Origin of the sequence: Psychrobacter sp. Pi2-1, from assembly GCF_904846645.1 — a bacterium.
In the GTDB taxonomy this organism is placed as follows: domain Bacteria; phylum Pseudomonadota; class Gammaproteobacteria; order Pseudomonadales; family Moraxellaceae; genus Psychrobacter.
The window spans coordinates 139,078-152,249 of the sequence record NZ_CAJHBO010000007.1 but is presented as its reverse complement, the minus strand read 5'-3'; the positions used below and the strand labels follow the sequence as shown (position 1 = coordinate 152,249).

Sequence of the window (13,172 nt, the reverse complement as noted above, 5' to 3'; positions counted from 1 at the left end):
ACGAGCATTCTACCATTGTCCCTAATATTGTGAATATAGAGGAAATAGAATCGCGCCAATGGAATGGGTTTTTAGTTAAACATCTAACCTCAAGCGTTGAAGATGAAGAGCATGCCCTAAAGAACTTCTCAGCAGGCTCTGACTACAATCCTTATCTAATGAAAAGCTCTCAGATTGAAAGCTTCTTGAAGGCGGTTTTTGAAAATGCTGAATCTAATTAATTTTAAATGAATAGCATTTATTTCTTGAATATTTGCCTCTTAGAGTTGTTAGTAGTCACTTGTCCTAGCTTTCAACAAAAAGCCGTCCATACGTTTGTATAGGCGGCTTTTTTTTGAAAGCAAGTTAGCAGTATCGGTACAGGATGTTTTCTTAGCAATTGGACAGAATATTGGCGGATGTTCATAAGTGACTATTCATACCTGACTCTTGCAGAACTTAACTAGTAAAAATAACCTAATGATATCTGTTTTTGTCATGTTATTTTAAGCTATGGATGATAAGAAGCTGATCAATTCCCAAGAGTTTTATTGATTATACTTTATGATAAAGTGTATATTAATTTATATACCTATTATATAAATGGATTTTCTTATGCAAATAACGACAAGTCAAACCTCAGAAAATAGGAAAAGACATGGCGAGCATCTGCTGATTAGCCTAACGTATATCGGTAAAAATATTGAAATGAAAACAGGTATAGAGTTGACTCGTGCTCTTGAGCAATGGCGAAGATACTTTGAGGAAAGTGGGCTAGTTGCAGCGCTTGTGATCAATGACGGTTACTTTGTTCAAAACATTCAAGGCTCAAGACCAGCGGTCAACGCTGCTCTAGCGAAGATAATTGATGAGCATTTCAAGATTATTCCTAATGTTGTCAAGGTGGAAGAGATAGAAGCGCTTCGATGGGATGGGTTTGTAACCAAGCACCTGACGGAAAGTGCCGAAGATGAGGAGTATGCCTTAAAAAGTTTCTCAGCAGGGTTTGACTTCAATCCTTACCTAATGAAAAGTACTCAGATTGAAAATTTTCTGACAGCGATATTTGAAGGTGCTGAATCCGATAGGTTTTAAGTGAGTAGCCTTTACATATCATAAGAGTCATCTATTTTAATTGGCGTAAAAAAGCCGTCTATAAAGTATCTTTTGATTTAGATAATTTTTTATAAATAAGGTTTCTTATGCATATCACTACCAGCCAACCTTTAGAAGATAGAAAAAGACATGGTGAGCATATTACTCTCAGTCTAACGTATATTGGCAGAAATAGTGACAGTAATAATGGGATAGGGTTGGCTCGTCTGCTTGAGCAATGGCGAAGGAATAATGAAAAAAGTGGTGTAACCTCAGCGCTTGTCGTGAATGATAATTACTTTATTCAAAATATTGAAGGTCCAAGACCTCTTATCAATGAAATACTAGTAAAATTGATTAGTGAGTACTCTTACCTAGTACCCCACCTCAGTGAGATTGAGGAAATAGAAGAACGTAGGTGGGATGGGTTTTTAATAAAATATTTAACATCAAGCGTAGAAGACGAAGCATATACCCTAAAAAGCTTCTCGGCAGGTGCTGACTTTAATCCGTATCTAATGAAAAGCACTCAGATTACAAGCTTCCTGAAAACGATCTTTGCGGTTAGTGAATCCAATAAGTCTTAAGTAAATTCTTGATTTTGATTGTCATAAGAAAGCCGCCTATACTGTTTATGGGCGGCTTTTTGATAGGAGCTGTTTAATTTTATTAGCTAGATTTTGAATTAGGATTTCCAAAGTTTAACTAGTCAAACTAGCCAATCTCAACACTCGTCACGTTCTGAAAGCCTCTTGGCAACTGTCCACCACGATTACCGCGAACACCCGTATAGTTAGCCAAATCATTTGGCTTGAGTGTCACATGGCGTTTGCCAGCAGTGATGACAAGACTGTCTTGCTGACTAAGTGGTGTGATAGCGAGCACTTCTTCACCGTCTTTCAACTTAATAAGTTTGTTCCCTTTACCGCGAGCTTGTTCAGGCAAATCATCAAGGGCAAATATCAGTAGATACCCTGCATTGGTTGCAACGGCAACATGATCAGGTGTCACACGTATATTACTATTTTCACCTTCTGTATTAGCGGCGATCTCTACTGGCGCGTCGATACGCGCAACAGGGAGCAAGCGACTATCAGTTGCTAGGTTAATGACGTTTTTACCAGCTTTCTGATTGCTATCGAGATTACCAATGGTATTGATAAAACCATAACCTGCTGAACTAGCAAGGATAATACGTTGCTCATTATCACCTGTTAGTAGCTGCTCAAAGCTAGCGCCTGCTGGCGGCTTTAATACACTGGTCAATGGATCACCTTGACCACGCGCAGACGCTAAGTTATGCGCATCGATACTATAGCTGCGTCCCGTACTATCGAGTACGTAAATCCTTTCGTTTGATTTACCGCGCACGTGCGCTTGATAGCTGTCACCTGAGCGGTAACTCATACCAGCAGCATCGACATCATGACCTTTGGCGGCACGAATCCAACCTGCTTTTGATAAGATGGCAGTGACCGGCTCACTCGGTACGAGGTCTGACTCTTTTAGTGCCTGAGCTTCTTCGCGCTCTGCTAATGGTGATACACGTTCATTGCCATGTTCTTTCATATCGGTGGTAAGCTCATCGATCATCAGATTGGTTAAACTGTCTGGATTGTCTAAGTACTCCTGAATGATGGCACGTTCGGCAGCGAGTTCATCTTGCTCGCGGCGCAGCTCAATCTCTTCTAATTTTGCCAACTGACGCAAACGAATATCCAAGATAGCATTGGCTTGAATGTCAGTCAGGTCATAATCCTGCATCAAGGTTGCTTTTGGATCGTCCTCTTCACGAATGATGCGAATCACTTCATCGATATTCAGATAAGCAATCAGCAAGCCCGCCAAAATATGCAAGCGTTTATCGATTTTATCGAGGCGATATTGCAAACGGCGTGTGACTACTGAACGGCGACAGATTAGCCATTCTTCCAAGACTTCTTTTAGGTTTTTTACCTGCGGCTTACCATTTAAGCCAATCATATTCATATTGACGCGGTAATTGCTTTCTAGGTCAGTACTGGCAAACAGGTGACTCATGACACGATCGACATCGACTCGCGTTGAACGCAACTCAAGGACGATGCGACAAGCATTTTCGTGATCTGATTCATCATGAATATCCGTCACCCAAGGCAGCTTTTTATCGGTCATAAGCTTAGCGATTTGCTCTTGAATTTTGTTGCCTGAAACTTGGTAAGGAAGCGCATCAATGATGACGAGATTCTTTTCTTTAGAGTCAACATGAAAGGTGGCGCGCATCTTATAACTGCCACGTCCAGTCTCGTACATCGCTTGCAAATCTTTTTTACTAGTGATGATTTCCGCTGGTGTTGGTAGGTCAGGTGCTGGTATCGATTGGGTAAGCTGCTTAACCGACAGCTCTGGGTTTTTGAGCAAACGAATGGCCGCACGTACCACTTCATTGAGATTATGCGGTGGAATATCCGTTGCCATACCAACTGCGATACCTGTTGTACCGTTTAATAAGATATTAGGCAGGCGGGCAGGTAGGGTGGTTGGCTCTTGCATCGTACCATCAAAGTTATCCTGCCAGTCGACTGTACCTTGACCCAATTCTGCGAGCAATGTATTGGCATAAGCCGACATTTTAGCTTCGGTATAACGCATCGCGGCAAAGGATTTCGGATCATCTGGGCTACCCCAGTTACCTTGACCAGTGATAAGCGGATAGCGATAGCTAAACGGCTGAGCCATCAGTACCATCGCCTCATAACAAGCGCTGTCACCATGCGGATGGTATTTACCCAAGACGTCACCGACCGTACGCGCGGATTTCTTGGCCTTAGCAGATGACTTTAGCCCAAGCTCGCTCATGGCATAGACGATGCGACGCTGGACAGGTTTTAGACCGTCAGCGATATTTGGCAGCGCCCGATCCATGATGACGTACATGGCATAGTTGAGATAGGCCTGCTCAGTGAACTCTGCGACTGAACGAGTATCCATCGGCTCATTGGGAATGATTGGGGCGATCGTATGATCAATAACATCAGACATAAAATAGGATTCACTTATCAGTTTTAATAGGTATAGATAATTGGTTCAAGCATACAAATAGGATAGTGCTATCGTAAAGGATATTGCACTAATTAAAAAGACGTATATCAGAATATACGACATCTCGTGACGTGCTTAAAACAAGCGCTTATAAGGGTCTTTTATAGTGTGGTGATTCATAGCTTTTATAGATCAAGTTAAGTATAGTAAATCTAATATTTGTTTTTTATATGGTTAATAGATGTCTTAAGGTTGAATCCTTTTTATTTAAGATATTTTGTCTATCATCAATCCAAAAACAGTAGGTACAGAATAGTTCTAATGCAAAATTAATAACTGAAAGTATGACAGTTAATAGACTAAATAAGGCGGCTGCTTTGCCTATTTAAATAGTGTTAACCATATATTGACACGGACAAGTCGCTATTGAATTATCTTACAATAAGGAATTTCTGTTATGTCATTTGACCCTTTATCTCAAGTTTCTGCCTCTACAATGCTAAAAAACGAAAGTAAGTACCTAGGGAAAAACACTACTAGAAATGTACTATTGATTACTGCTATAGCCAGTCTAGGATTGACAGCCTGTAGCCCTTCACAAATGAGCAAAACGCTACCAGCCGAGACAAGCAGCACAGTCAATCAAGATGCAGCAGTGGTGTCAGAGTCTATCATGGCATCGCCCAGTGTTAAGCCATCCGTCATCAGCCAACAGATGATGATACGTTCTGCGGTGCAGACAAGTATAGTACGCCCATCACCGAGCATCATAGTCACGCCAGAGGCAAAAGACAACTATCAAAAAAACGCAGCCAATTCTGTACATCGAACTACGGATATGGCGGTATCCACTTTGTCTATCGATACCGATACGGGCAGTTACGCCAATGTGCGCCGCTATCTAAACGAAGGTCAACTACCACCTGTTGATGCCGTACGGGTAGAGGAATTGATTAATTATTTCAACTATCAATTTGATGATGGCAAACGCTTAGGTAGTGCCCCGTTTGTTGTATCAACTGAGGTAGTAGACTCACCTTGGGATAGAGCAGATCAGGATAATAAAATCGTCAAAGTTGGTATCAAGGCCGTTGATAGTAGCTGGTCGCAAAAAACAGATAAGCAATCTATGCCACCTGCCAATCTCGTATTTTTAGTAGATGTGTCAGGCTCTATGTCGTCGCGCGATAAACTGCCATTGGCACAGTCTTCGCTTAAGCTGTTGACAGAGCAAATGCGCGCCCAAGACAGTATCAGCATCGTGACCTATTCAGGTAGTACTAGTGTGGCATTGCCTGCGACCAATGGTGACCAAAAAGCAAAAATATTGGCTGCAATCGAGGGATTAAACGCCTCAGGCTCAACCAATGGGGAAGACGCTCTGAAATTGGCCTACAGACAAGCTGAACAAGGACTAAAAAAGAACGGTATCAATCGAATCATGATGTTAACGGATGGCGATTTTAACGTTGGTATTAGTGATGTCGATGAGATGCTTGATTTGGTCAAAGCCAATCGCGATCGCGGTATCTCTTTGTCTACCGTTGGCTTCGGTCGTGGTAATCTGAATGATCACATGATGGAGCAGATGGCGGACAACGGCAATGGTAATTACAGTTATATTGACAGTCTAACTGAAGCCAAAAAAGTTTTTGGTGATGAGTTAGCAGCGACATTTAACACCGTCGCTAAAGACGTAAAAGTCCAAGTTGAGTTTAATCCTGATGTGGTGAGCGAGTGGCGCTTGATTGGTTATGAAAATCGCGTACTGGCTGAAGAAGACTTCAATAATGACAAAATTGATGCAGGTGAGCTTGGGGCAGGTAAGGCAGTTATCGCTTTGTTTGAAGTGACACCAAAAGGTCGAAAAGGGTTATATAGCGATCGCCGTTATGCTAATAGCAATGCCAGTATTAGTTCGAATAATAAAAAGAACTCTAATGAACTTGGCTATCTAAAAATTCGTTATAAAGCACCGACAGGTGGTAGCTCTAAACTGATTAGCCAACCGATCAATAAAGCTAGCCACGCTTTAAACAAAGCCAGTATCGATACTCAGTTTGCGATGGCAGTAGCAGGATTCGGACAACGCTTGACTCAAAGCGATTATATTAATGATTGGCAGTACAGTGATAGCACTAAGCTTGCCAAAAGTAGTATCGCAGATAGACCAAGTAGCGATACTGATGGTACTCGTCGCAACTTTGTGACCTTGACTGAGCTGGCGAGTGCGCTAAAAAATAGCCGATAGTGAACAGATATCGTGTTGGGATGGTCATTAAGGGGCAGAAGTCAATGGTCATATTTTCTAATGGTATGACTGAGATTTTTAATCTAATATATTGATATATATAGGGAAATTTAGCGTCAAGCCTATTTGAGAACTGGTGTAGCAATCTTTTGTATTGAGTACTATGTATAAAGTGTGTATGTTAATGAACAAAGGGCTATTTACCGCTATATTGTTCGCTCAGCACTATACAAATATGTCGCAGCCTTGCTTTTTATCATAACGATAGGCAAGACTCTGACGTTTTGTATATTTATCACACTGTGATTGGCGTGGGTTGACGGTAATGTATTATTACTAGGAGAGAAAAGATTATGGAAAATCAAGGAAACTTAACCCGTCGTGACGATAAAGTTTGGCTAAAAACGTATGAAGAACTTGGTCTGGAGTATGACATTGAGTTGCCAGCCGACAATACGTCACTTATCGATATTTTCGAAAAAAGCTTCGCTGAAAATGCTGATAAAACTGCCTATATCTGCATGGGTTCATCGTTAAGCTTCCAAGAAGTAGATTTATACAGCCGTCAAATGGCCGCTTATCTACAGTCATTAGGATTGGTCAAAGGCGATAAAGTTGCGGTCATGATGCCCAACATTTTGCAGTTACCAATCTCTGTCATCGCTGTACTACGTGCAGGCTTTACCTTAGTCAACGTCAACCCTCTGTACACTACCAGAGAGCTCGAGCATCAATTGACTGATTCAGAAGCCAAAGTGCTGATCATGGTCGAAAACTTTGCTAAAACCTATCAAGACATCGGTCGCAATGTGGTCGATAAAGTCGTGATTACGGGTATGGGCGATTTGATGGGTACGCTCAAAGGCTTTATGGTCAATACGGTCGTCCGCCATGTCAAAAAAATGGTGCCAGACTATAGTATTTCTAATAGCGTTAGTTTCAAAACAGCACTAAAGCAAGTCACGGCTAGCAAATATAAGCGCCCAACCAATATCACGCTTGATGATATCGCTGTCCTACAGTATACCGGTGGTACAACGGGTGTGGCAAAAGGTGCGATGCTAACGCACAAAAACTTGGTGGCAAACTTAATTCAGTCTAATACCTTTTTGGGCACCGCTTTTGATGATTTAGATCAAAGAGGTGAGCAACCTGTGATTATGACGGCATTGCCGATGTATCATATTTTCTCATTTACCGTATGTGGCATGTTCGGTCTGTATCGCGGTTGTGTTGTATTATTAGTACCAAACCCACGTGATCTTGATAGCTTGTTAAAAGCATATAAAGCCAATCCACCAGCGTTCTTCCCAGCGGTAAACACGTTGTTCAACGCGCTTGCCAACAACGAAGAATTTATAGCGATGGATCATAGCAAGCTGCGTCAATCGATGGGCGGCGGCATGGCAGTACTGAGCCCAACAGCAGAAAAATGGCGTCAAGTAACTGGTAATATTATCATTCAAGGTTATGGCTTGTCTGAAACATCACCAGTCGCGACCGCTAACCCTAGCAACAGCAAGACATTCACTGGCACTATTGGTGTCCCTATGCCAGCAACCGATGTGGCGATCTTAGATGATGCAGGTAATGAAGTAGCACTTGGTGAGCGCGGTGAGATTAGTGTTCGTGGTCCACAGGTCATGAAAGGTTACTGGAACCGTGAAGATGCTACTGCCGAAGTCATGACAGCAGATGGATTCTTCCGTACTGGTGATATCGGTATCATGGCTGACAACGGATATGTAACAATTGTTGATCGCAAAAAAGATATGATTTTGGTGTCTGGTTTTAACGTCTATCCGAACGAAGTCGAAGAAGTCATGGCTGGCCATCCTAAGATTTTGGAATGTGGCGTCATCGGTATCGAAGATGAGAAAAGCGGTGAGATTCCTAAGATCTATGTTGTCCGTAACGATCCTAGTCTGACCACCGAAGAAGTTCTTGATTACGGTAAAGAGAACCTAACAGGTTATAAGCGTCCTCGTCGTGTTGAGTTTATTGATGAGCTACCAAAATCGAACGTTGGTAAGATTTTGCGTAAAGATCTACGCGTACTTGAAGAAAAAAACCACGGTTAATTTGCTGATACACGCACCTAGATAGTTGTTTGATAGATGTGTGTATTAACCAAAGACACTTGCGAAAGTGATGCACGATTAGATACTGTAGTAACTAAAGTAGTAACCAAAAATGATAAGGCTGCAACCATGCTGTCTTATCATTTTTTTGTCTTTATCGCTTTTGACATTTGCGGATCACAGCTACTATTAATAGAGAATATCTATTAAAACTGCTATAGTGCCCATCGACGTATTTTTGTTTTTGTCCAAAAAACCGTACTGGTTTTGCTTAAGACAACTAGTGAAATCATGGTAGTAAATATCGTTTTCGACTTGGTCGTGCTGAGTGGTAGTATTATTTATCATAGACCCAGTAACACACTTTAATTTGCAAAGCTTATGAATGACAAACCCGATCATACTTATCTATTTCTTATTCATAAGCTTCTGCTGTCAGCAATAATCATAAAAAATGGTGTTTCCATTAACATATTCAATGTTTTTAACAGTAACATTTAGGGAAAATTATGACGGATAATATTAATAAAAAAACGACAGATAATAGCGTTGCAACTGACGATAAAGCCAATACTACTAACGACGTTTATCAAAGCAATGCGTTTCCTACTATGCCGACCATCGATAGTGATAGTCCGTGGCTGAGCGCTTATGAGCGCTATAGCATCGATGCTACTATCGAGATGCCAGAAGACAATACCTCTCTACTTGATGTGTTCGAGCGTAATTTTAGCCGTTATGGTCAAAAACCTGCCTATATCTGCATGGGCTCATCGATTACTTTTAAGCAATTAGATCTATATAGCCGACAGATTGCTAGCTATTTGCAGTCAATAGGACTGGTCGCAGGCGATAAAGTTGGGGTAATGATGCCCAACGTCTTGCAGTATCCAGTAGTTGCTTTGGGTATCATTCGTGCAGGGATGGTGTTGGTCAATGTAAACCCTCTATACACCAGCCGTGAGCTATCACATCAGTTGCATGACAGTGGTGCGAAAGCGCTATTTATCGTTGAAAACTTTGCCAAAACGTATCAAGAGGCCGAAGACAAAGGTCAGGTAGAGCATGTAGTGGTGTGTACCATTGGTGATATGCTAGGTACGATTAAAGGAGCTGTGGTCAACCTCGTGGCTCGTCATGTCAAAAAGATGATTCCTGCTTATAGCATACCGAATAGTGTGAGCTTCAAGCATGCTCTGAATGCTGAGTCAGCCAGTAAGTACCAGCGCCCTGAGTTAAACTTAAGCGATGTGGCCTTGCTGCAATATACTGGTGGTACGACAGGAGTAGCGAAAGGCGCGATGCTGTCTCACGGCAATTTAGTCGCCAACATGTTACAGGTCAGCGCGTTGATGAACAGTGCATTTGATGATGATATAGATGGTAGAGATGTGATTTTGACCGCACTGCCGCTATATCACGTATTCTCATTTATGGTCTGCGGTATGTGTAGTATGTATCAAGGTTATGCCTCGCTACTCATTCCGAATCCGCGCGATCTTGATGGGCTCATCAAAGAGATGGCTAAATACAAGCCAGCGTTTATCCCTGCCGTGAATACTTTGTTTAACGGCTTAGTGCACAAAGATAACTTTGCTGATTTAGACTTTTCTAATCTCAAAGCGTCTATCGGCGGTGGTATGTCAGTATTGCCTAGCGTAGCGAAAGAGTGGCATAAAATCACTGGTCTGCCTATCGTTGAAGGTTACGGCTTGTCTGAGACCTCACCTGTCGTAGCATTTAATCCGATGACTATTGCGGAATTTACTGGAAAAATCGGTATTCCTGCGCCTAGTACCGATATCGTACTCATTGATGATGACGAAAATATAGTAGCCATGGGCGATCGTGGTGAAATCTGTGTAAAAGGCCCACAGGTCATGATTGGTTATCAGAATCGTCCGAACGAAACTGCTGAATCCTTTACAGCTAGTGGCTATTTAAAAACGGGCGATATCGGCATCATGGACGAAAAAGGCTTTATCAAAATTGTCGATCGCAAAAAAGACATGATTTTGGTGTCTGGTTTCAACGTGTATCCAAACGAAATTGAAGAGGCGATGAGTGAGCATCCAGCAGTCGTAGAATGCGGTGCTATTGGTGTACCGAACGATGATCGCGGCGAAGAACCAAAACTGTTTGTGGTCAAAAAAGGCGACGTGACTGAAAAAGAGCTACTAGAATATGGCAAAAAACAACTGACTGGCTATAAGCGCCCACGTCATATACAGTTCGTTGACGAATTACCAAAGTCGAACGTTGGCAAAATCCTACGTAAGGAATTGCGTAAGATGGAAGGGTTAGAATAGTTTATATCTGACATTCTGTTGATAACGGTGGCGTAATGGCAGGAGCGAATCTTGCTATTGCGCCGTTGTCACGTTAGGATATCTTAAGATTTTAGTCGACTACATATCTATCAATGTGTTTACTAACGACTGATAGGTATTTTTATTGCACTGCTTTTATAACATTGTACTAGGAATTTTTATGCGTATTGACAATCGTGAGCTTGACCAACTTCGCTCGATCAGCTTTGAGCGCCATTATACGAAGCATGCTGAAGGGTCAGTATTGGTAAGTTTTGGCGATACCAAAGTACTATGTACTGCCAGTGTAGAATCTGGTGTGCCGCGCTGGCTCAAAGGTAAAGGCAAAGGTTGGATCACAGCTGAGTATGGTATGTTGCCACGTGCGACCAACACGCGCAATCAGCGTGAAGCGGCTCGCGGTAAGCAGTCAGGTCGTACGCAAGAGATTCAGCGTTTGATCGGTCGTAGCTTACGTGCCATGATTGATCTGAGTAAACTTGGTGAAAACACCATCTATCTTGATTGCGATGTGTTGCAAGCGGATGGTGGTACTCGTACGGCGAGTATCACTGGTGCTGCGATTGCGCTTATCGATGCGCTAGAGAGTATCCAAAAGGCCAAGAAACTCAAAGCAGATCCGCTAATCGGATTGGTTGCTGCGGTTTCTGTTGGTATGAAAGATGGCGAAGCATATCTTGATCTGAACTACGAAGAAGACTCCAGCTGCGATACCGACTTGAACGTCGTGATGACCCAAAAAGGCGAGTACATTGAGCTACAAGGTACTGCTGAAGAAAAGCCGTTCACTCGTGCTCAAGCAGATGCTATGCTGTCATTAGCTGAAACAGGCATTGCTGAATTGATTAAAATGCAACAGACGGCGCTTGGTTGGTAGACTAGCGTTTAGATACAACACACTGTCTTTGTTTTTAGTGTCAATAACTGCCTGTTAGCTGCTAATAGGCAGTTTTTTAATAGAAAATATTCGTAAATTACGTAATAGGTAACAACACATGCTAAAGCTGACTGATGATGGTGCCAAAATCACCTTACAAGGGCAATCAAATGCTGCTGATAATGGCATGTTTTGGTTTGGTTCGGCATTATTGGTAGGGGCTGTCGCAGTCGCCATGGCGATGAGCCTATTGCCTGAGCGTCTAGCCATCGGTGCGCTTGCACTGCTTATCATTGGTAGTTTTATTTTCAATAAAAAGCGCCAACAGCATAAGAAAGCCATGAGCGGTATGATTAGCAGCGGTACATTGTGGGTAAGGGCTGGCGAGCTGGTCCATGACAATCTAGGTAAGCGTGAGCATATTCATTTAACGGATGGCGATAAGATAACGCTGATTGGCGAGCAATTACAGATTGTCGATAGCAGTGATGTTCGCAAATATCATATTACTGGTTTCGAGAGTGCTCAAGAAGCAAAAGCTGCTAAAGCCATCTTAGAAGGGCAGGCGCTAACGAAACGTCATGTAAATATTAAAATGAAGAGTAATTAGTATTTTTTCTTAATTTCATACTCTACGAGAGCATAGCTATTATCTTCGTGCTATCCAATCTCTAACTCAAATGTCACTTTAAATTCCACTCGACGTGCCTCTCCAATATTGTCATTCATCAGTATACTTATACCGTCTATCACCTATCGCAGGCGAATAGTGCTTGCAGATTTGTGCGCAAATGGTTTATAAGTAGGATTATAAAGTTCATTCTTACTATTATCGACACTGTCATTGAGATCTGATTGACAAGGAGTTAGTCATGCTGCGTTTGTCTATACCGTCAGTCGCCGCGTCAAGCGGTTTATTACTATTTACCTGCGGCATGGTAGGGCAAGCCCATGCAGATAGTATGAGTATGCTTATCGCTCAGAAATCAGCTCAATCAACGACGAATACATTCTATCGTTATCCTGAGGTAACACGTCAAGCGCCTACAGTCTTACCGGCGTTTTTATCAGGCAGCTATGACAATGTCGATAGCGAGTATCTACCGCTATTGAGCAATGCCGAGACGCAGAGTAGTATGGCAGCACGCGAAGTGGTCAGTACCGCCCGCAAAATGGCACTTAACGAGCGCACGATTATTCAAGGTGGCTGCTGGGACTATTTAAATGCGGTATTTAATCGGGCAGGGGTATCGCGCAATACCATACACAAAGGTACTTATGCGCAAGGGCCCTATGCTAGTAGCAGCGAGATTGAAGCAGGCGACTGGCTCTATTATATCAATCATGGCTACAATGGCGTCGAGCATAGTGGACTGTTTGTCGGTTGGGTCGATGAGCGTGCCAAGCAAGCATTGATACTGAGCTATGCTGGCGAAAATCGCCGCGAGCCAGCTCGTTATCGCGTTTATGATTTAAGCAATGTTTATCAAATTATGCGCCCTAGTGTTTGATATTTCCAGTTTGATAACACGGCCTAT

The 13,172-nt window shown here is 42.4% G+C and carries 10 protein-coding genes; 9 read left to right on the top strand and 1 reads right to left on the bottom strand.

Annotation, left to right across the window (positions count from 1 at the left end; genetic code table 11):
* The 3 genes from JMX91_RS06230 to JMX91_RS06220 all read left to right on the top strand — a co-directional run.
* Positions 1-221: hypothetical protein (locus JMX91_RS06230; protein WP_201548138.1), on the top strand; the 221-nt coding region annotated here is incomplete at its 5' end.
* A gap of 373 nt (positions 222-594) precedes the next feature.
* Complete coding sequence (locus JMX91_RS06225) at positions 595-1,074, top strand: BLUF domain-containing protein (protein ID WP_201548137.1); 480 nt, start codon at positions 595-597, stop codon at positions 1,072-1,074.
* A gap of 107 nt (positions 1,075-1,181) precedes the next feature.
* On the top strand, positions 1,182-1,661 hold the full coding sequence (locus JMX91_RS06220; protein WP_201548136.1) for a BLUF domain-containing protein: 480 nt from the start codon (positions 1,182-1,184) through the stop codon (positions 1,659-1,661).
* A 127-nt stretch (positions 1,662-1,788) separates the two neighbouring features.
* Here JMX91_RS06220 and parC read toward each other — a convergent pair whose 3' ends face one another.
* Positions 1,789-4,095 carry a DNA topoisomerase IV subunit A gene (gene parC / locus JMX91_RS06215; protein WP_201548135.1) on the bottom strand — a complete coding sequence of 769 codons (2,307 nt, stop codon included), beginning with the start codon at positions 4,093-4,095 and terminating at the stop codon, positions 1,789-1,791.
* A 457-nt stretch (positions 4,096-4,552) separates the two neighbouring features.
* Between parC and JMX91_RS06210 the strand changes: the two genes are divergently transcribed.
* From JMX91_RS06210 to JMX91_RS06185, 6 genes are all read left to right on the top strand, one after another.
* Positions 4,553-6,346: a vWA domain-containing protein gene (locus tag JMX91_RS06210; RefSeq protein WP_201548134.1), complete on the top strand. Its 1,794-nt coding sequence runs from the start codon at positions 4,553-4,555 to the stop codon at positions 6,344-6,346.
* Positions 6,347-6,699: 353 nt separating this feature from the next.
* The gene (locus tag JMX91_RS06205; protein ID WP_201548133.1) at positions 6,700-8,427 is read left to right on the top strand and encodes an AMP-binding protein; all 1,728 of its coding nucleotides are present in this window, start codon (positions 6,700-6,702) and stop codon (positions 8,425-8,427) included.
* Positions 8,428-8,936: 509 nt separating this feature from the next.
* The gene (locus tag JMX91_RS06200; protein WP_201548132.1) at positions 8,937-10,736 is read left to right on the top strand and encodes an AMP-binding protein; all 1,800 of its coding nucleotides are present in this window, start codon (positions 8,937-8,939) and stop codon (positions 10,734-10,736) included.
* Between the two features lie 181 nt (positions 10,737-10,917).
* Complete coding sequence (gene rph, locus JMX91_RS06195) at positions 10,918-11,634, top strand: ribonuclease PH (RefSeq protein ID WP_179799332.1); 717 nt, start codon at positions 10,918-10,920, stop codon at positions 11,632-11,634.
* A gap of 118 nt (positions 11,635-11,752) precedes the next feature.
* Positions 11,753-12,244: a hypothetical protein gene (locus JMX91_RS06190; protein ID WP_101206065.1), complete on the top strand. Its 492-nt coding sequence runs from the start codon at positions 11,753-11,755 to the stop codon at positions 12,242-12,244.
* Positions 12,245-12,506: 262 nt separating this feature from the next.
* Positions 12,507-13,145, top strand: coding sequence for a hypothetical protein (locus JMX91_RS06185; protein ID WP_201548131.1), 639 nt, complete (start codon positions 12,507-12,509; stop codon positions 13,143-13,145).
* Positions 13,146-13,172: the final 27 nt, after the last annotated feature.